The sequence below is a fragment of the uncultured Roseobacter sp. genome, assembly GCF_947488185.1.
Taxonomy (GTDB): Bacteria; Pseudomonadota; Alphaproteobacteria; order Rhodobacterales; family Rhodobacteraceae; genus Roseobacter.
In genome coordinates, this window is sequence record NZ_CANKYM010000003.1 from 103,431 (window position 1) to 121,630 (window position 18,200).

An 18,200-nucleotide genomic window follows, 5' to 3' on the forward strand; every position below is an offset into this window, starting at 1 on the left:
CTGTTGATCCGGGGCCGGGTCACATCATGCGTGCCCGGCCCCGGAACCGCATCAGTTTGGCAAGGCGCCCAGCTTGAATGCCGCCTGCAAGAGCGGATCAGCCGGGACGCCCAGCGGGTCAAACCATTTGGCATAGATCGCGTTGATTTCGCCGGACCGGAACACCTCTGCCAGAGCTTTCTTACCGATGAGCTCAAAGGCGCTGTCATCCCGTCGGACCATCAGCGCATAGGGATCAAAGGAAAGGAAATCACCGACAACAGCGAATTCCTCAGGGGTCTTGGACTTCGAGATGAGACCGAAGAGTAGGATGTGGTCCGTGGCATAGGCATCCACACGGTCCGTCTCCAGCGACAACATCCCTTCGGCATGATCCCGCACGGGCAGGACTTTGACGTCGAGACCGGCGGCTTCAACGGCGGCCAGAACGGCACGCTCATTCGTCGTACCTTGCGCCAGGGCTACGGCCTTCCCATCCAGATCGGCGACCGACCCGATGCCGGAATCCTTGCGCGTCAGGATCTTTGTCCCGGTTACGAAGGTCACCGGCAGGTATTCCACTTGCTGTTGCCGTGTCAGGTTGTTGGTGGTCGATCCGCATTCCAGATCGATGGTACCATTGGCCATCAGCGCGATCCGGGTCTTGGGATTGACCGGCACATATTTCACGGTCAACTCCTTGCCCAATTCGGCGGCAACCGCGTCGACGACTTTGAGGCAAAGATCGATAGAATACCCCACCGGGTTCTGACTGTCGTCGAGGTAGGAAAAGGGGACAGAGCTTTCGCGGTGCCCGATGACAATTTCACCACTTGCAGCGATTTTATCCAATGTGCCGCCGTGGCCGTCCGCGAGGGCGGCGGGGGCGGACAGCCCCAAAGCGCATAGGGCAGTGATCAGTGATTTCTTGAACGGCATCGTTCGTCTCCTTGTTGGTTTTCTTGATTTTTTAGTCTGCATATCCGTGCAGATCGAAAGTGTCGGGATAGCCAAAGAGGGCAGCACTGCCGCCCGTATGCAGAAAGACAATGTTGTCCATCCCGTCGAAGTATCCTTTGCGGATCAGGTCAATTAGGCCATCCAGCCCCTTGCCGGAATAGACTGGATCGAACAAAAGGCCCTCGGTCCGTGCCAGAAGTTTGACCGCTTTGATCATGCCTTCGGTTGGCAGGCCGTAACCCGGCCCGACATAGTCGCAATTGGCACGCACCTGCGTCCGGTCGATCTGCAATCCGGTGCCCAGATGATCGGCCGTGCGCTGGGCAAGATCGAACACCATATCTTCCTGTTTCCCCTGTGGCGCGCGCACGCCGATCCCCAAGAGGTGCATATCGCTTTGTATCGCGGCCAACCCGGTGACCAGCCCGGCCTGCGTGCCGGAGCTGCCGGTTGCATGCACAAAGGCGTCGATGTGCAGGCCGATCTCGGTCGCTTGCTCCACCAGCTCACGCGCACAGTTCACATAGCCGAGCGCGCCGGTCGGGTTCGACCCGCCGCCAGGAATAATGTAGGGCGTTTGGCCATCATCGCGCAGTGTTGCAGCCAGAGCTTCCATCTCTGCGTTCATATCGGTGCCGCCGGCGCGTTTTGACACCGTGGCGTCATGCAAGCGATCCAGCAGGACGTTGCCGTTCAATGTGTAGTTCGGATCGTTCGATCCCGTGCGGTCTTCCAGCAGAATGTGGCAGCGCATGTCCAGTTTCGCGGCTGCTGCTGCCGTTTGGCGCGCGTGGTTGGACTGGGTGGCGCCCTGCGTCACGATGCAAGTGGCCCCCTTGGCCTGCGCATCGGCCATCAGGTATTCAAGTTTGCGCGTCTTGTTGCCCCCGGATGACAGCCCGGTGCAATCGTCGCGTTTGACCCAGAGCCGCGGCCCGCCCAGGTGTTCGCTCAGGCGATCCATGGACTCCAGCGGAGTGGGCAAATGTCCCAGACGCACCCGCGGAAAACGGGCAAGCGCGATCGACAAATCCTTGCATCGGCTTGCCATCATCTCCGGTGCGCCCGCCGGTTCCGGCGTCGTTGTCTCGTCGCTCACTGACATAGGGTTTGGGTCCTTCAAACTGCTGTGCCCAAACTAGGCCGAATGCCGAAGTGAAGAATAATGCTTCTTTCTCTGCCTGTTCATACTTATTGTATGGGCAAAAGAGGGGGAGAGCATGGATACGCAATGGCTTGAGGACGTTCTGGTGCTGCTGGAAGAGGGCAATATGACCCGCGCGGCATCGCGGCGAAACATCACGCAACCCGCCTTCTCGCGGCGGATCAGGGGGCTGGAGAACTGGATTGGCGCGCCAATCCTCACGCGCGGTACCAACCGGATCGACATCAATGCCGCGCTCAGCGCGAATGAAGATGAAATTCGTGCACTGGCGGCTCGTATCCGAGCCTTGCGTGGCAAGATCGCGAACTTCGATCCTGAAAGTACGACTGTTGCCATAGCGGCGCAGCACGCGCCGATCTTCTCAACATTTCCGGAAATGGCCCTGCATGCCAAACAGTACTATCCGTCGCTGAAGTTCAGGCTTCGTGCCGGCAACCACCATGACTGCGTCTCTCTCTTCCTGCGCGGCGATACGAGCATGTTGCTGTGCTACGAGACCGAAAACACGGAGCCGCTTCCGTTTGGAGATACGGTGCGGCGCGAAATCTGGGGCAGCGATCAGCTGATCCCGGTTGTGGGCGGTGGCTTGCGTTATGGCGTAACGGGTGATGCCACGATCGCCAGCGACACGCCCGCGATTGTCTATCCTGAGGATAGCTATTTCGGCGAGGTGCTGGGCAAGGCGGAACGGCCGTTCGGGACGCAAAGGTTCACGGATAACCCAGTTTGCGAATCTGCGTTTTCCAGCGGTATCAAGGAGATGGCGCTGAAGGGGCTCGGGGTCGGCTGGATACCATTCAGCATGGCGCATAGGGAGATCGAAACGGGCGAGTTTCTTTCCCTGTCGCACAAGCTTGGGCACGAACCCCTTGCCATCGCGCTTTATGCGGATGCACGCGAGGAAGCCGCGGTTGCCCTGCTGAACATCTGGAGCGCAAAGCATCGATCCGGGGGCGCGCTGAGTACAGCAGCAACCGCCTAGCTCGCGTACCCAACAATTGGCCGGGATGCCTTCGGACGCCGGTGCGCCGGACCTGATAGCTTTGGACAGGGTGCAGGATCTTTTGGCGTGCTGTTCCGGTCCTTCCAAATCGGGCGCGTAGACGCCCGGAGGCCGCACAAATCGAGCTCTTTCAGGCAGCTACCGCGCGCTTGAACCCCGGTGGGTGCGGAGGTCAGGTGCGATGTGCAGCGCTCAATCGGATCAAGGCCCAATTTTGAGATTCTGCAACTTCGGGTTATCGTGTCAGGTGCAACGGCTCCGAGAATTTTGATCGTGATGCCCAATTCACTCGATTTTTTAACTCAAGTACATTTTTTGGAGAAGGATATGGCCCGTAAGACGCTCCAACGTTCATTGAACAAACCAAAGACACCCACTCGCAGCCGTCGCAAGGATCTTGCCGCCCCGTTTTTGATGCATGCCCACGCCGCAGTGAAGACGGTGATGGCCGCGACCGAAACGCTGCCGGATTTCCGCAAGACGCCGAGTGAACTTGCAACGGACGAGAAAATCCAACTGGTGCGACAGGGTATGGTTCTGATTCGGGACAACTACGTGCATTTGCCGCTCAAGGAAAACATGCATGCTGTGCGCCCGGTTCAAGCGCTGAGCCTGCTGTTGCAGAAACTGGAGTCTTCCGAAGACGATATGTCCGATCTGGAGTTTCACGCAGACATGCTGCGTATCTTCACCTCGGTGCGGGACCTGCACACCAACTACTTTCTGCCCGCACCCTACAACGCAAAAACCGCCTATGTGCCGTTCCTGCTGGAAAGCTATTTCGAGGGCGATGAGCGACGCTATCTGGTGTCTCATCTGGTCGCTGGACTGGATCAGCCCCCTTTTGGTCCGGGCGTTGAGGTCACGTCCTGGAACGGGGCACCGATTGATCTGGCGGTGGCGACCAACGCCACCCGGTTTGCAGGCTCAAACATGGAGGCCCGCCGGGCCCGCGGATTGGAGCGGATGACCATCCGGCCGCTCATCCAGTCGCTGCCCCCGGATGAGGATTTCGTGTTGGTTGGATACCGGACAGCGGATGGCGCTGAACATGAAATCAGGCTGAATTGGCTGGTCTTCACGCCTGATGCTTCCGGTGCCGTGGTTGCGCAAATCGAGGACGTCAGTGGCAACGCCTTCGCAATGGGCGTGGACATCGACGGCGAGCTTGCGGGGATCGCCAAGAAGCTGCTGTTCGCACCTTCAGTCGTGGCCGCCGAAGCCGCTGTCCGCGCGAAGAAGCCGTCGCGCAGGCGTAAGAAATTTGATGTGGGTGAGGCAGTGCCGTCGTCGATGCCATCGGTCCTGCACGCCAAGACAGTGGACACTGCGGCGGGGCAGGTCGGGCACATCCGCATTCACACGTTTAGTGTGGACGATGCCGATGCCTTCGTGGCCGAGTTCGTGCGCCTTGCCGAATTGTTGCCGCAAAACGGTCTGATCATCGATGTGCGCGGCAATGGCGGTGGCCTGATTTACGCGGGCGAGCGGCTGTTGCAGGTACTGACGCCTCAGCCCATCGAGACGGAGCGTACACAATTCATCAATACAGCGCTCAACCTCGATATTGTTCGCAAGAACGCGCCCTCGTCCTCGCTGATCGGGCTTGACCTGGCACCGTGGCGCGACTCCATGGAGGAATCGATATCAACCGGGGCAGTCTACTCCAGAAGCTATCCGATCACGGAGGTTGAGACGGCGAATGGCATTGGGCAACGGTATCAGGGGCCGGTTGTGCTGATCACCGATGCCAAGTGTTATTCGACCACTGACATCTTTGCCGCCGGATTTCAGGATCACGATATTGGCCCGATCATTGGGGTGGACGGCAACACCGGGGCAGGCGGTGCGAATGTCTGGACGCATTCGCTGTTGCGGCGGCTGGCGGGTCGCGGTGGTCCCTATGCGGGTCTGCCGGGGGGCGCAAACATGCGGGTCGCCATCCGGCGCACCCTAAGGGTCAAGGACCGCTCCGGCACGCCGGTAGAGGATCTGGGGGTGCAACCCGATTTTCTGCACAATCCGACACGCGCCGATTTGCTGGATGGCAATGTCGATCTGATTGAATTCGCGGCGCGCAAGCTTGCTGAACTGCCCACACGGGTGTTGCGTGGTGAGATTGTGAGCCAGCAAGCTGGCGATCTTACGATCTCCATCGAAACGGAGAACCTCGCGCGGGTCGATGTCTATCTGGACAATCGGCCGATTGGCGCGCTGGACGTCGAGGATGGTGATACGGAACTGATCATTGAAGATGTTGGCGCCTTCGAAACCCTCTATCTGCAGGGGTTTGACGGGGATCAATTGGCCGCCGCATGGCGGATCAATAACTGACCCGCCCGCCGGGCAGTGAAAATCATTCATTAAAAAAGGATTTTTCAATGGTCGACAATACCAAGGTTCACCCGAGCAGTCAGCACTTCGCGCATTTGATTGACCTCTTTTTATTCAAGGGCGCGCCGGTCAACGAAGATGAGGACCATGAGGTCTCCATCCTCATCAACCACGGCTACGTGGCCGGGTACTGTCCAACCCGGTTTCAACCGCTCTGGTCCGCGTACCGTGTTGCGCGGGCCAGTCGCGATGTCGGCTATGACCGCCCACATCTCTACTATGCCGATGAACGCATCGAGAAAGGCATCAGGCTGAGTTCAAAGACCTTCGGTCGGAAAGACGGCATTCAATACCATGTGGGCCACATGGTGCCCAACGAAGCCATCAACCGGCAATTCGGGCGTCTGGCACAGCTCGAAACCTTTTTCATGACCAATATGAGCCCGCAGCGCGGCAGCTTGAACACCGGTGTCTGGCTTGATCTCGAAAACAAGATCAGGAACATCGATGACACCTCCCAGAAAGATCATATCTGGGCAATTGCCGGTCCTGTTTTTGGCGAGGATTCTGAGGTGATCGCTCGTGACGGCGTTGAGGTGCCGATCCCTACTGCGTACTACTACATCTCGGTTGATCCCTTCGCCTATCCTTGGGATGCGGAGAGTAACGTGGATATTGCCTGCTTTCTCTTTCCCCAGGATGCGCCGCGTGGCACGCCACTGGACCGGTTTCTGGTTGATATTCTGGATATCGAAGAGGCGACGAAGCTGCGGTTTTTCCCGGGTTGGGACTATTCTGTCGATCTTTCGGCAGCCATGGCAGACGGAGCTGTATCACAGGTGCGGCACCGATTGCTTCAGCAGCTTTAAGCAATGGTGTCGCGTCAGAACGGGCGATATCCGCCTTGGCTGAGCGATGTCAGCGCAGCCAGGTCTCGTAGTCGCTGACCAGCAGGTGCATCGGGTCTGCGTCCTCCTCAATGGTGGCGAAGCGGCCAATGGGATCGCGAAAGATATTGTCGGTCTCGTCATCGTTCACGGTGGAAACCTCGCCGACCAGAACGTCGCCGCCCTCGCCCCAGAAGGCATGCCAGTCACCCGGCCGCAGTGTCACGCTCTCTCCCGGTGCCATGAGCAGCTTTTCCCCCGGCGCGAAGTCCCGGCGGATGCCGTCACACCAGACGATGCCGCCGCGATCCTCGGCAAAATCACCGGCATCATCCGAGCCGAAGAGCTCGATCACAAGCGTCGCGCCGCCGCGATTGATGATGTCTTCCGCCTTGATGATATGCGTGTGCATCGGGGACAGTTGATCCTGTCGTGAGATCAGGAGTTTCTCTGCGTAACACATGCCGCCACCGCGTTTCAGATCCGACAGCAAGCCATTGCGCAGGGTGAAAAGGAAGAGACCCATTTCATCGAACCGACCCGCGCCGTAGTCGGTGATGTCCCACCCGCACCGTGCGTCAATCAGGGCGCGTGCCTGGGTCTTGCGTGCCTTGAATTCTTCGGGCGACCAATAGGCAAAAGGCGGCAGGGTAAAACCGTAGGAGCGGATCATTTCATCCGCCTGTGCCAGCGTGTCGTTGATGCGGGAACGTTTCATGCGGGGTCTTTCGGGTTGAGCATGCGATCAGCAGCGTTCGGGGGTGGTCTGGAGGATTTAGGCATAGTTTCCCGCGGGGCACCACCAATACACGCTTGGCATTTGTAAAAAGAGCGCCCCCCGCAGATTATTGTCAGGTAGGCTTTGAGGATAGAGCTGTTCGCTCGCTCAGGCGCCGTTGACATGGCTCAATGTGCAAGATCATGAGAGATGCCAGACTTGGGTGGTATCGTGAGAAAAGTCATGGCCGCACAAAACAAGACAGAACTGCTCGACATCACCCGGAAAGAGTATGCCAAGCTACAGAGGCTTGTCACGCAGATCGAAGAGCCCTTTGCCCGGCGGAACGACGACGAGGATACGTCTGTCAGGGATGTGATCGCGCATCGTGCGCATTGGATTGATCTGTTCCTTGGGTGGTATCATGACGGGCTTGCCGGCAAGCCGGTCTTCTTTCCTGCGGAAGGATACAAATGGAATGAATTGAAGCGATACAACGCCGAATTGCGACGAAAGCAAGCGCATATGAGTTGGGATGACGCGTGCAGACTTTTGCAGGAAAGATACGAAGCGTTGACGCGATTCCTGGAAGAACACTCCGAGACCGAGCTCTACGGGAGTCCTATGAAAGGAGCGAACAACAACTGGACGACCGGTCGCTGGGCGGAAGCGGCGGGGCCGAGCCACTTTCGGTCAGCCGCCAAGTACATTCGGGCACGCCTCAGAGCGGCGGGATAAGATAGCGGACGGTTCAGGCTCATCCGCGCAAATCGCCATCAATGCTTGTTGCGTCAGCCGTGTCCAGATGTCTGGCGCTTGGTCTCTGTGCTGTTCGTCCGGGCAGCCCTGTCACTAATTGGACGTAGCCAGCCGCGGTAATGCGCCAGCAGGCCGATTATCGGCAGGCTGAGGCGTACATCAAAGCAAAAGCGACCCTTGTGGTCCTGAAATTCGGATGTCTCTGATCTTGGTGCGAGGAGGCTGGGTAGGGGCACTTTGCCCAAGGTCCAGGATGCAACAGGCATCTTGATCCTGTCAGGGCTTGCCCGAACCGGGAGGACAAAGGAGAAAGGCCAGAATGTTTCCGTCAGGTAACCATCTTTTTGACGCGCCAGACGCGAGGTCAGTTTCTGGCCATCGAAGCTTCTGGTCCAGTGCTCAATGGGGGACCTGCGCCGCGACATCTTTCGATCAACGCTGACTGAAACGGGTATGTTTCGCCCGGCCTTTGGGAAGCCGAACACCCACGCGACAAACCTCGGCAAGAACCAGTGTCCCGCATCAATATCCGCCTCTCCTGACCAGATGGGGGGCGATGTTTGCCCGTGAAAATGCTGCAAGGCGCGTGGCAACTGCCGAAACCGCTCAGTCCCAAGATGTGCTTCAAACAATCCGTGGTCGCGCGTCATCACCTCCGTATTTGTTTCTATCGCGTAGGAACGTGCCTCTGCGAGGATGTTGGACAGTGTGACGGCGTTGTGTGCGAGGCGCGCGCCGGCCTCGACTTCGCCTGCCAACAGTTTTTTGAGCGCGGCAGCCGCAGGCAGGATGGGGACATTGGGCCCGTGGTCGTTTTGGGCAACGAGAGTCCAATGGGCTTGTGTAAATCCGCCCTGTGCATCCAGACCGCAGATTGAGACCTGCATGCCGCCCCGATCGGAGGTGGGAAGGCGGGTCACTTGCCTTGCCTTCAGCAGCGCTGGAATCAGAACGCCCAAGTCTGGCAGCAGGTGCCTTTTGCGCAAAGCCGCGAGGGTTTCAATACCGCGTTGCTCAATGATGGATTCAAGTCCTGCCGAGAAGGAAACGCGGGACTGAACCTCGTGGCGCGCGCCCAGATATTCCGCGTCATATGTCTCTACAGCTGCTACGCGCCGGCGACCTAGACCGGGGATTTCCACCTGGCGCGGCTCAGACCATCCGGACGTGTGCGACAGCTGGCCGTTGCGCCAGATCGGGATGTCTTTGCCCGCGTAGCTCAGGATCGCCTCAATGACGGAACGACCGACCTCGCTTTTCCCGCCGGGGGTAATGCAGATGTCGATCGTATCCACACGTTGCCATTCCCGGGTTAAGTGATCAACCACGCAGGTGGAAAGGGTCGGGGTCGAGCTTGCGCCGGTCAGGGCTGCGACACCCTTTGCGCGGGCAAGTTCGCCCAGCATATCGCAAAAACCCGCAAGATAGCTGCGCGCGTCGGCAAAATCGATCAGATGTGCACCGGCGGAGACAACACTGCGGGCGGTCTCAAAGTCCGCATGTTGGAAGGGGCCTGAACAATCAATGACGGCGAAAGGTCTGATTTCGTCCAGACGAGTCGTTAGATTTTTGTGAGAATCGAGTGCCACGCCGTGCACCGGGGTGACCCCATTACCGGAACGCAAAACATCGGCAAATCGATCTGCCTTGGCGCTGGATCTGGAGGTGACGAAAAGCTCAATACCTTTAAAAGCCATCAGGTGGCGGGCCAGACGTTTGCCAAAGACTCCGGTGCCCCCGATGATAAGAATGCGTGCCCGTTTCATAGATTGAACCTGTGCTGGTTTGCCGCGGTCGGAACCATACAGGCGTCTTTCTTTCCAAAAAGACGGTAACGGTAGCGGGCCAGCAGTTTGTAGCCGATATCGCGTAGCCGCCTTGGCAGAAAACGCGTCAGGAGGACCAATCGCGCGGGGCCCTTTAAGTGCCGGGCAAGCGCAAGGATGGCATCAGATTTTTCAAGGACCGCGCCGTTTTCGATGAACAGGAGTGTGGCCGGATCATCATGATCAATGCCATACGTGGTCGCCAGATCGCGCCCTTCCTGCGACTGGATAGCGACAAATCGAATGCTGTCGGTTTTTTCGTGTTTCAGCGTGTACTGCACGCCGCCGTCACAAAGCGCACAAAGGCTGTCGAAAACCCAGATCGCCTGAGTGGGCATCAGTCTGGTCCTCCCGCGTCCTGAAAGACTGCATCCTGACCGATCAACAACCCAAAGAGACGATTGGTGAGACGCAGCGAAAACCTGAAACTGCCTCCGCCCAGATCGTGGTGTCCGATGGTCAGGGCGCCGGGGCTTATCCAGCCGGGCATGCGTATACGCAGACCGAGAAGCGACAGGAAGTAGTGGTCGCTTTTGAAGAGGAGCGCCGCCTCCTGAGGCTCGACTTTCAGTGCCATGCCGATGCCATAGCCAATGTACTCTTCCAATCCGGTCGGTCCCGTAAATCTCTTCGAGCTGTGGACCATTTGCGGAAATCCGGATTGCCGACCATATTGCCGTATCCAGAATTGCCCGTTTCCCGCAATATCTTCGGTCACAACCACGATGGCAGGCTGACCGACGCAGGACATGTCATAGGGCAGGGGGCCGCCGACCAGACGTGCCGCCTGCGATAGCAGCCACCCGGCCCAGTTCATCTGCATGTCTGTCACGACCCCCTGGTATGCGACGCTCGCGCCGCCTCTGACTCTTTTTCCGAAACGCTGCCGGATGGCCGGTGGCATTCGGTGCCACATCTCTTGCCCCAGCAGTTTGCTAAAGCGAGTGTCTTTCCGGGGAAGGTGCGGGTCAAATCGGGAGTTCATCTGCATGTCGAGTACCTTCTAACTTAATCTGAAATTTCTGTATGAACAGAAATACATTGGCAAATTTTTTAGTCAGCCGGATTTCTTCCCCGTCAGTGTCAGTACGGAGAGCACCTTGTTTCCCATCTTGAGAAGTAAATTCAGTTTCGCTTTCGGGACACCCAGCATCTGCGCATACCAACTGTCCGCTGTTCTCAAAAATTCCTGCATGTCTTTCATCCGCTTGAGGATGATAGGATCGAGATTATCCTCGCTTTCAGCCGTGGTTACGCAGTCGGAAATCACCCGCATGGCTGGGTCAATCTCGCGCTCTTTCCGGCCTTGGGCCACGCAACGGGCAATCTCCCAAACGTCGGTTTCTGCCTCAAAGTGTTCGCGCCTGTCGCCAGCCACCGGCACGCGGCGGATCAGCTTCCAACTGACGAGTTCCTTGAGAGAGTTGGACACATTCGATCGTGCAATACCGAGTTCTTCGGAAATCTGTTCGGCATTCAAAGGCGAAACACTCAGAAAGAGCAGCGCCTGTATTTGCGCGACAGAGCGGTTGACGCCCCATTGGCCACCCATGTCACCCCAATACAGGATGAATTGTGACATAGCGTCTGTTCTGTTCGTTTTATTAGTTATTTCTGTCATGACTGAAATAATAGATAGTCGTTGCCTTTTTGTCAATCTTCGATGACCGCGTGCGTCTAAAGGCATTCTTGGGGAGATCGTGGGGCCTGTTCAGGACGTTGGTGGGCCCAATATTTGGTTATGGAGCTGATGGTTCGATCGAGAATCGCCGAGAGTTTCGTCGCCGCATGGTTGTTAACGATGTGTTGGGAGGGTAGATTGTTCTCCCGATGGGCCGAATGCCTTTACTGCAGACTGATTGTTGCTGATTTCTGACGCGATCCCAAATCGTCCCCAAGGTGTGAAATCGCTTAGGTAATTGAATGCAAATCCTATTTTTAAGATTAAGCTGTTGTCTTGGTTTTTCTTTTGAGCGGATTTGTGCAAAAATCTTAGCATTTAAGAACATGCATTATGGCCCAGCGTTAACGGGTTTTCAGAGTCCCGGAAGTACTAGTGACGCTGTGGAAGCGCCTGTCATGCGGGCGTCTGGTGACAAAAGATGGTGGTGTACATGAAGCTTCTTTGGGGTCAATTGATTGCTTTAATTCTCGTTCTTGTTGGGTGCGGCGAAACCGTTCCACATGACAAATCCCCCCGAATTCTCGCAATGGGGGATTCGATGATGGCATGGCACGCCGGGCGTGATCAGGGAATCGCGGATGGTGTCGAGCAGATACTGAATGAACCCGTCATCGATCGTTCCGTGGTTGGCGCGCGGGTCCTGTATCACCTGCCGGTGACAGGTGCGATGGGGCTGAACATTTCCAAGCAGTACGCGCGGGGCAATTGGGACTGGATTATTGTCAATGGTGGCGGCAATGATCTCTGGCTAGGCTGCGGGTGCAGCCGGTGCGACGGCAAGATGCAACGTATGATTGGCCCGAACGGGAAAGAGGGTGAGATCGCGCGCATGGTTCAAATGATGCGGCAGTCGGGTGCCCAAGTCATCTACGTCGGTTACCTGCGTAGTCCAGGAGTCGGCTCGATCATCGAGCACTGCCGGGACGAGGGCAATGAACTCGAGCGCCGTATTTCCCGCATGGCCAAGGCGGATTCGGGCGTGCATTTCGTGTCTTTGCAGGATCTTGTGCCGTATGGTGACAGGTCTTTCCATTCGGGCGATCGTATTCACCCGTCCAAAAAAGCCAGTAAGGCGATTGCCGAACGCATCGCCCGAATAATCGACCGCTAGCCAAAGGCGACGGGTAGTTTGGTCCGTCCCATCTGCGCCAATGTCAGTCCCACTTCCTCGGTAACCAATGCGGAGAAGCGGGCGAGCCCTGCTTCACCACCGGCGGCAATCGCAAACTGCATTGCGCGCCCGAAAAACGCAAAGCTGGCCCCCATCATGTAGGCTTTGACCACATCTTCACCAGACCTTAGCCCGGTGTCATAAAAGAGCGGGTACTCGGGCCCTACCGCCTTTCGGATCGCAGGCAAGGCGAGGATCGGGGGCGGGGCTGCATCCAATTGGCGACCCCCATGGCTGGATATTTGAATTGCATCCACCCCTTCGGCTTTCAGCCGCCTTGCGTCATCGACATGGGTCACGCCCTTGGCAACCAGATTGCCGCCCCATTGATCCCGCAGACGTTTCAGGAAGTCCCAATCCGCGGCGGCCCGACTTTCCGTGCGATCAAACTCGAAACCGGCTTCGGTAAAATTGGCCAAGGCAGGGGCGCCTGCAGCCAAGGTTCTCAAAGACCAGTGTGGATGCAGGGCGAAATCGATGAACTGCATCGGTCCGATCCGGAACGGCATTTTAAACCCGCGTCGCAATTCACGTGGGCGGCGACCGACCTCCGGAACGTCCAGGGTCATGACGAGCGTTCGGTACCCCGCGGCCTTGGCCCGCTCGACCAGCCGTGTCGTTCCGCTGCCATCGCCACTGAAGTAGAGCTGAAACCACGCGTGGCCCTCCGCCGCCGCAATCAGCTTCTCCATCGAAGTGGACGCGACGGTGGACACGCCCAGGGGCACTTGATGTCGCGCTGCCATCCGCGCCAGCATCAGATCAGCACCCGGCGCGGACAGGTTACACATTCCCATTGGGCTGATGCCGAAGGGAACCAGCCCCGCGTGATCAAAAACAGGCACCGAAAGATCGCGGTCCCTTACGTTGACCAGAACGCGCGGCTGCAATTCGATGTCGCGGAGAGCGGCGAGGTTGCGGGCTTCTGCAACGCCGTTCCCTGCCGCCCCGTCGATGTAATCAAACACCATCCACGGAAGACGCCTGCGCGCAAGGCGGCGAGCATCTGCATAATCGTGGATGGCGTTTGCCCCTCCCAAGGGATCAGGCCTGCACCGATTTCATAAAGCGGTCGCGGATCACGACCGGGTCCATGGTGATGACGGGCAGTTTGATATTCCCACTGTCGCATTTGCACACGATGATGGTCATTTTCTTGCTGTCGATGGCCTTTTGAAGCACCTCGCCAGTGTCCTTGTCCTGACACTCGACAACGTTTTCGCAGCCACAGGCCTTGGCGACTGCCGCGAGCGATGTCTTTTTGCCTGCGTAGGTCGGCTGGTCGCCGGTAGAGCCATAAGATCCGTTGTCGACGATCAGCAGAATGAAGTTGTCGGCCACGTTGTTGGCAATGGTCGGCAATGTGCCAAAATTGGTGAGAACAGACCCATCCCCATCAATGGAGATGACGGTCTTGTCCTGCGCAAGAGCCACGCCGAGGCCGATGGAAGAAGACAAACCCATCGTGCCCAGCATGTAAAAGTTGGACGGCTGATCGTCGATCATATGCAGCTCTTGGCTGGGCAGACCGATGTTACAGACCACGAGATGATCCCGCAGGATCGGAGCGATTTCGCGTAAAACTTCGGAACGGATCATTGGTCGCCGTAGCCTCCCCAGAAGGACGCATCCGTGAGGATCGCCACAGGTTTGTTGCACATGAAGGTATATTTCAGGATCGTGTCGAGCTCATCCGCATCGCTTTCCTTGTGAAAGTGATAGGTCGGAATGTTGAGCTGGTTGAGCAGAGCTTTGGTGTGCACAGCCATTTCCACCTGACAGGCCACCGGCTCACGCAGTTCACCGCGGTAGGAGATCAGCATCGGCAGCGGCATCCGGTAGTATTGCGTCAGCGTCACCAGCGTATTGACCGTCACACCGATGGCGGTGTTCTGCATGATGATTGCAGGCCGCTTGCCGCCCATGAATGCACCCGCGCACAGACCCATGCCCTCGTCTTCCTTGTTGGAAGGGATGTGGTAAATCTCCTCGCGCGCCTCGACTTCATCGATAACGCCGGCAAGCTGTTTGCATGGGACTGTGGTGACGAACTCGATGCCGTTGGCAACGAAGTCATCCACGATTTTGGTACTGATGGACACCTACGTACTCCTTGTGGTGAAACGCTGTATATTCAGCGTGTTATCGGGGAATTCTAACGTATTACATAAACAGAACAGGGCGCGTGACGCACGACGCGCGAGGCTGTTGAACCCAGAAAGAAATCACTCAGTCCGGGCTTGTGGGATCCGACGATGATGCAGTCTGCACCGATCTTCTTGGCATAGCTTGTAAGGGATTGGCCCGGGTTGCCGTGCAGGAGCACCGGCTCGACATCCAGTGTGTTGGCCACCCGGTTCGCCAGCTTCTCTTTGGCACCATCGACTGCGCGCTTCATCACATCCTCGGAGACATAGGCATTCACAGTGCTGTTCGGCATTTCATGGACGTGAACGGCTAGAATCTCCCCGTCATCTCCTTTTAGATGACGCGCCATGGCGAGCGCTTCTTCACTGATGCCGTGATCCAAAGCCAGCGAAACGATAATTTTCTTGTGCATGTCGTGTCCTCATGTGCGACGGCCAATGGCCGATTGATCGGGCCTCAAGTGTCGGACGCGTGATGTTCCGGGGTCAATATGATTTTCGGTGCGGCCACAGTTCCGGCGCGAATGTCCCGAAACGCGTTTTGACCTTGCGAAAGGGGGCGCTCCTCCAGCCAGTCCAATGGGCCCAGCCGTCCGTCGAAAATTCCAGTAGCAGTGTCAACAAAGTCCTTGGCGGTATAGGTGTAGGTGCCGATGAAGGTAATCTCCTGCAGGGTCATCCGTCTGATGTCGAGGCCCCCCGTTGCCTCGCCCAGACCAATGTGAGCAATCACACCACCGGCGCGGGCAATGCGGCTCGCCGTCTCGCGGGTTGCGGCAAATCCAACACCGTCGATCACGAAATCCACCGATCCTTCCGGAGGCATTGCCGGCTCATCCGGGGCGCAGACCTCGAAGCCTGCGACATCGGCCAGTCGGGCGCGGCGCACCTCATTGGGCTCGATTACGGTTATGTCACGCGCACCCTGCGCCGACAGCGAAAGCGCCGCACCGACGCCGATGGCACCGCCCCCGATTACAGCGCAGCGCAAACCGGACAGATCGCCGCCCAGAACCGCCCGACCCAGTCGGACGCCGTGCCAGCCGCAAGCAATCGGTTCCGCCAGCGCCGCATGCGCAAGCGGGACGTGATCTGGCACGGTCACCAGGTTTTGCAGCGGCATGGCGACATATTCGGCAAACGCACCTTGTCGTGGTGGCATAGAGATTATTTCCCGCTGCGCGCAAAGGTTTTCACGTTCAGCCTCGCAGTCTTGACAGTTTTGGCACGCGACCAAAGGGTTGATGGTAACGCGACGGCCGTCATCGGGCCCGCCAACCACAATACCCGCTGCCTCGTGTCCCAGGGTAAGCGGAGCGGGACGACGAGGATCATGGCCGAGGAATGCATGCATGTCTGACCCGCATATGCCGGAGGCCATGATGCGTACCAGCGCCTCGCCCTCGCGGGCTTCGGGCATGGGGCGGTCGATGTAAGACAGTTCTTCGACGTCCGTGTACACAAGCGCTTTCATTTCGCGGTGAAACCTCCGTCTACGAATAGGGTCTGTCCGGTCACATAGGCCGATGCCTCCGAGCAAAAGAACATAAGTGGCCCGTCGAGATCGGCGGGTTCGCCATTGCGCCCGATACAGGTCTGATCAGCATTGCGTTGCGCCAGTTCAGGGTTCGCAAAAACCGGTCCCGTCAACTCGGTCCGAAAAAAGCCCGGCGCCAAAGCATTGGCTGTAATGCCATGGGTGGACCATGCCTCAGCCATGGCGCGGGTCATTTGTTCCACGCCGCCCTTAGATGCGCCATAGCTGATACCGCCCGGAAAAGCCCGGCGCGACTGCAACGAGGCAAAATTGATGATCCGGCCCCAACCGCTTTGTTTCATGGCCGGCACCAGTTTCTGAGCCAGAAAGAATGGCGCAGCCAGATTGAGGTTCAACGTGGCGTCCCAGCCTTCGTCCGTAACCTCATCCGCTGTCTGACGCGTGTTGATCCCCGCCGCGTTAATCAGGATGTTAATCGGCCCAAATGGTTTTTCCACTGCTGCGGCGATCCCACGGAGCGCGCGGCGATCAGAAAGGTCAGCACTTACCGTGGCTGTCTCCCCTGATGTTTCCTGCGTCCATGCTGCAAGCTGATCCGGTCGTCTGGCCACCCCGACGACCCGGCAGCCCGCACGTGCCAACAGGCTGGCTGCCTGACGCCCGAGGCCGCTGCTGGCCCCGGTCACGCAGGCTACTTTTCCGGAAACATCGAAGAGCGTGCTCATCGGGATCAATCAGTTGCGGACAGGTCGAAGTTTTCTTCTGGGAAGTATTTGTGCAGTCGTGCGTCTGCCGTGCGTGCATGTCCTTCCATACCTTCGAGGCGGGAAATGCGTGCTGTTGCTTCTGCCACCGGTCTGGATCCTTCACGCGTTGCGCGCTGCCATGTGACGATTTTCATGTACTTGTGGACCGAAAGACCGCCTGTGTATTTTGCAGATTGCGAGGTCGGCAGCACGTGGTTCGTGCCCGACGCCTTATCGCCGAACGCCACGGTGGTTTCCTCGCCCAGAAAGAGCGAGCCATAGCACTGCAGGCGATCAAGCCACCACGGCAAATCCGCTGCCTGCACCGTCAGGTGTTCCGGAGCATAGTCGTCCGAACAGGCCGCCATTTCCTCGCGATCGGCGCAGACAATCACCTCGGCGTAGTCGCGCCATGCGGCTTCTGCATTGGCGCGGTTCAATTCCGGCAGATCGGCAATCAGCCCGGGCACGATCTCCATGACTTTTTCTGCAAGAGCACGGTCATCGGTGACCAGCCAGACCGGTGAGTTGTACCCATGCTCTGCCTGACCGACGAGGTCTGTGGCGACAATGAACGGATCGGCGTCCTTGTCCGCGAGGATGAGGCTGTCGGTAGGCCCGGCGATCATGTCAATGCCTACGCGTCCAAAGAGGATGCGTTTGGCCTCTGCCACAAACTGGTTGCCCGGTCCCACGAGGATGTCCGATTTGGGCAGACCGAACAAACCGAAGGTCATCGCAGCCACACCCTGCACCCCGCCCATCGACAGGATATTGTCGGCTCCGCAGAGGTTGGCGGCATAGATAATGGCTGGGTTGATCCCAACACCCGGACGTGGCGGCGAACAGGCAGTGATGTGCTGGCAGCCAGCAACTTTCGCCGTTGTCACTGTCATGATGGCGCTGGCGATGTGGCTATACCGACCGCCGGGTACATAGCATCCCGCGGCACGGCAGGGGATAGCCTTCTGTCCCGCAATCAGGCCTGGCACAACTTCCAGTTCGACATCCTGCATGGTTGATTTCTGCGTCTCGGCGAAACGGCGCACGTTGTCATGTGCAAAGGCGATATCGTCCTTCAGTTTTTGCGACACCAGAACCGACGCGGCGGCGATCTCTTCATCATTCAGAATGATGCTGCCCTGATAATTGTCGAATTTCTCGGCATACTTCAGTGCTGCTGCATCGCCGCCCGCCTCGATATCGTTGAGGATGTTCTGAACCGTTTCGCGCACATCGCCCGCATCCGTCATTGCGGTTTTTGCAGCTTTCTTGAGGTACTCACGAGCCATTTAAGGGATTCCTGTCTGATGATCCGGATCT

The 18,200-nt window shown here is 57.9% G+C and carries 19 protein-coding genes; 5 read left to right on the forward strand and 14 right to left on the reverse strand.

Features of this window, described 5'->3' with window-relative positions; translation table 11 throughout:
* Window positions 1–51: 51 nt before the first annotated feature.
* A complete protein-coding gene (locus Q1A52_RS11650; protein ID WP_300015231.1) occupies window positions 52–918 on the reverse strand; it encodes an amino acid ABC transporter substrate-binding protein in 867 nt (288 codons plus the stop codon).
* Window positions 919–949: 31 nt separating this feature from the next.
* The gene (locus Q1A52_RS11655; protein WP_300017280.1) at window positions 950–1,993 is read right to left on the reverse strand and encodes a D-cysteine desulfhydrase; all 1,044 of its coding nucleotides are present in this window, start codon (window positions 1,991–1,993) and stop codon (window positions 950–952) included.
* A 166-nt stretch (window positions 1,994–2,159) separates the two neighbouring features.
* Between Q1A52_RS11655 and Q1A52_RS11660 the strand changes: the two genes are divergently transcribed.
* The 3 genes from Q1A52_RS11660 to Q1A52_RS11670 all read left to right on the forward strand — a co-directional run bounded on the left by Q1A52_RS11660 (window position 2,160) and on the right by Q1A52_RS11670 (window position 6,310).
* Window positions 2,160–3,086: a LysR family transcriptional regulator gene (locus Q1A52_RS11660; protein WP_300015233.1), complete on the forward strand. Its 927-nt coding sequence runs from the start codon at window positions 2,160–2,162 to the stop codon at window positions 3,084–3,086.
* Between the two features lie 348 nt (window positions 3,087–3,434).
* Window positions 3,435–5,441 (forward strand): S41 family peptidase, encoded by a 2,007-nt coding sequence (locus tag Q1A52_RS11665; RefSeq protein WP_300015235.1) that lies wholly within the window; start codon window positions 3,435–3,437, stop codon window positions 5,439–5,441.
* A 47-nt stretch (window positions 5,442–5,488) separates the two neighbouring features.
* Window positions 5,489–6,310 (forward strand): DNA/RNA non-specific endonuclease, encoded by an 822-nt coding sequence (locus Q1A52_RS11670; protein ID WP_300015237.1) that lies wholly within the window; start codon window positions 5,489–5,491, stop codon window positions 6,308–6,310.
* A gap of 49 nt (window positions 6,311–6,359) precedes the next feature.
* On the opposite strand, the gene Q1A52_RS11675 is transcribed toward Q1A52_RS11670, so the two are convergent.
* Window positions 6,360–7,046, reverse strand: coding sequence for a D-lyxose/D-mannose family sugar isomerase (locus Q1A52_RS11675; protein WP_300015240.1), 687 nt, complete (start codon window positions 7,044–7,046; stop codon window positions 6,360–6,362).
* Between the two features lie 243 nt (window positions 7,047–7,289).
* On the opposite strand from Q1A52_RS11675, the gene Q1A52_RS11680 reads away from it, so the two are divergent.
* Window positions 7,290–7,784 (forward strand): ClbS/DfsB family four-helix bundle protein, encoded by a 495-nt coding sequence (locus tag Q1A52_RS11680; RefSeq protein WP_300015243.1) that lies wholly within the window; start codon window positions 7,290–7,292, stop codon window positions 7,782–7,784.
* Between the two features lie 53 nt (window positions 7,785–7,837).
* On the opposite strand, the gene Q1A52_RS11685 is transcribed toward Q1A52_RS11680, so the two are convergent.
* The 4 genes from Q1A52_RS11685 to Q1A52_RS11700 form a co-directional block, all read right to left on the reverse strand.
* On the reverse strand, window positions 7,838–9,571 hold the full coding sequence (locus tag Q1A52_RS11685; RefSeq protein ID WP_300015246.1) for an SDR family oxidoreductase: 1,734 nt from the start codon (window positions 9,569–9,571) through the stop codon (window positions 7,838–7,840).
* Window positions 9,568–9,969, reverse strand: coding sequence for a thiol-disulfide oxidoreductase DCC family protein (locus tag Q1A52_RS11690; RefSeq protein ID WP_300015249.1), 402 nt, complete (start codon window positions 9,967–9,969; stop codon window positions 9,568–9,570). The genes Q1A52_RS11685 and Q1A52_RS11690 overlap by 4 nt, the downstream gene beginning before the upstream one ends.
* Entirely contained in the window at window positions 9,969–10,622 is a 654-nt protein-coding gene (locus Q1A52_RS11695) for a DUF4166 domain-containing protein (RefSeq protein ID WP_367278027.1), read from the reverse strand. The genes Q1A52_RS11690 and Q1A52_RS11695 overlap by 1 nt, the downstream gene beginning before the upstream one ends.
* Before the next feature lie 66 nt (window positions 10,623–10,688).
* Window positions 10,689–11,318, reverse strand: a complete 630-nt coding sequence (locus Q1A52_RS11700) for a MarR family transcriptional regulator (RefSeq protein WP_300015255.1) — start codon at window positions 11,316–11,318, stop codon at window positions 10,689–10,691.
* Between the two features lie 415 nt (window positions 11,319–11,733).
* Here Q1A52_RS11700 and Q1A52_RS11705 point away from each other — a divergent pair, with 415 nt between their 5' ends.
* Window positions 11,734–12,426 (forward strand): SGNH/GDSL hydrolase family protein, encoded by a 693-nt coding sequence (locus Q1A52_RS11705; RefSeq protein WP_300015258.1) that lies wholly within the window; start codon window positions 11,734–11,736, stop codon window positions 12,424–12,426.
* On the opposite strand, the gene Q1A52_RS11710 is transcribed toward Q1A52_RS11705, so the two are convergent.
* The 7 genes from Q1A52_RS11710 to hisD are packed head-to-tail and all read right to left on the reverse strand — an operon-like array spanning window position 12,423 to window position 18,169.
* Window positions 12,423–13,526: an alpha-hydroxy acid oxidase gene (locus Q1A52_RS11710; protein ID WP_300015261.1), complete on the reverse strand. Its 1,104-nt coding sequence runs from the start codon at window positions 13,524–13,526 to the stop codon at window positions 12,423–12,425. The two genes, Q1A52_RS11705 and Q1A52_RS11710, sit on opposite strands and share 4 nt — an antisense overlap.
* A gap of 4 nt (window positions 13,527–13,530) precedes the next feature.
* Window positions 13,531–14,085 (reverse strand): sulfopyruvate decarboxylase subunit beta, encoded by a 555-nt coding sequence (gene comE, locus Q1A52_RS11715; protein WP_300015264.1) that lies wholly within the window; start codon window positions 14,083–14,085, stop codon window positions 13,531–13,533.
* Complete coding sequence (comD, locus tag Q1A52_RS11720; protein ID WP_299868271.1) at window positions 14,082–14,588, reverse strand: sulfopyruvate decarboxylase subunit alpha; 507 nt, start codon at window positions 14,586–14,588, stop codon at window positions 14,082–14,084. Before comD ends, comE begins: the two co-directional genes overlap by 4 nt.
* Before the next feature lie 53 nt (window positions 14,589–14,641).
* Entirely contained in the window at window positions 14,642–15,046 is a 405-nt protein-coding gene (locus Q1A52_RS11725) for a universal stress protein (RefSeq protein WP_300015267.1), read from the reverse strand.
* 44 nt (window positions 15,047–15,090) lie between these two features.
* On the reverse strand, window positions 15,091–16,107 hold the full coding sequence (locus Q1A52_RS11730; RefSeq protein ID WP_300015270.1) for an alcohol dehydrogenase catalytic domain-containing protein: 1,017 nt from the start codon (window positions 16,105–16,107) through the stop codon (window positions 15,091–15,093).
* The gene (locus tag Q1A52_RS11735; protein ID WP_300015273.1) at window positions 16,104–16,856 is read right to left on the reverse strand and encodes an SDR family oxidoreductase; all 753 of its coding nucleotides are present in this window, start codon (window positions 16,854–16,856) and stop codon (window positions 16,104–16,106) included. Before Q1A52_RS11735 ends, Q1A52_RS11730 begins: the two co-directional genes overlap by 4 nt.
* Before the next feature lie 5 nt (window positions 16,857–16,861).
* Complete coding sequence (hisD, locus tag Q1A52_RS11740) at window positions 16,862–18,169, reverse strand: histidinol dehydrogenase (protein ID WP_300015276.1); 1,308 nt, start codon at window positions 18,167–18,169, stop codon at window positions 16,862–16,864.
* Window positions 18,170–18,200: the final 31 nt, after the last annotated feature.

Excerpts from the sequence above, each read along its gene's own strand:
- hisD (WP_300015276.1), bottom strand. The coding sequence starts at position 18,169 with ATGGCTCGTGAGTACCTCAAGAAAGCTGCAAAAACCGCAATGACGGAT.
- Q1A52_RS11725 (WP_300015267.1), bottom strand. The coding sequence starts at position 15,046 with ATGCACAAGAAAATTATCGTTTCGCTGGCTTTGGATCACGGCATCAGT.
- Q1A52_RS11705 (WP_300015258.1), top strand. The coding sequence starts at position 11,734 with ATGGTGGTGTACATGAAGCTTCTTTGGGGTCAATTGATTGCTTTAATT.
- Q1A52_RS11675 (WP_300015240.1), bottom strand. The coding sequence starts at position 7,046 with ATGAAACGTTCCCGCATCAACGACACGCTGGCACAGGCGGATGAAATG.
- Q1A52_RS11685 (WP_300015246.1), bottom strand. The coding sequence starts at position 9,571 with ATGAAACGGGCACGCATTCTTATCATCGGGGGCACCGGAGTCTTTGGC.
- Q1A52_RS11660 (WP_300015233.1), top strand. The coding sequence starts at position 2,160 with ATGGATACGCAATGGCTTGAGGACGTTCTGGTGCTGCTGGAAGAGGGC.
- Q1A52_RS11735 (WP_300015273.1), bottom strand. The coding sequence starts at position 16,856 with ATGAGCACGCTCTTCGATGTTTCCGGAAAAGTAGCCTGCGTGACCGGG.
- Q1A52_RS11680 (WP_300015243.1), top strand. The coding sequence starts at position 7,290 with ATGGCCGCACAAAACAAGACAGAACTGCTCGACATCACCCGGAAAGAG.
- Q1A52_RS11700 (WP_300015255.1), bottom strand. The coding sequence starts at position 11,318 with ATGCCTTTAGACGCACGCGGTCATCGAAGATTGACAAAAAGGCAACGA.
- Q1A52_RS11695 (WP_367278027.1), bottom strand. The coding sequence starts at position 10,622 with ATGCAGATGAACTCCCGATTTGACCCGCACCTTCCCCGGAAAGACACT.
- Q1A52_RS11650 (WP_300015231.1), bottom strand. The coding sequence starts at position 918 with ATGCCGTTCAAGAAATCACTGATCACTGCCCTATGCGCTTTGGGGCTG.
- Q1A52_RS11655 (WP_300017280.1), bottom strand. The coding sequence starts at position 1,993 with ATGATGGCAAGCCGATGCAAGGATTTGTCGATCGCGCTTGCCCGTTTT.
- Q1A52_RS11690 (WP_300015249.1), bottom strand. The coding sequence starts at position 9,969 with ATGCCCACTCAGGCGATCTGGGTTTTCGACAGCCTTTGTGCGCTTTGT.
- Q1A52_RS11730 (WP_300015270.1), bottom strand. The coding sequence starts at position 16,107 with ATGAAAGCGCTTGTGTACACGGACGTCGAAGAACTGTCTTACATCGAC.
- Q1A52_RS11670 (WP_300015237.1), top strand. The coding sequence starts at position 5,489 with ATGGTCGACAATACCAAGGTTCACCCGAGCAGTCAGCACTTCGCGCAT.
- comE (WP_300015264.1), bottom strand. The coding sequence starts at position 14,085 with ATGATCCGTTCCGAAGTTTTACGCGAAATCGCTCCGATCCTGCGGGAT.
- Q1A52_RS11665 (WP_300015235.1), top strand. The coding sequence starts at position 3,435 with ATGGCCCGTAAGACGCTCCAACGTTCATTGAACAAACCAAAGACACCC.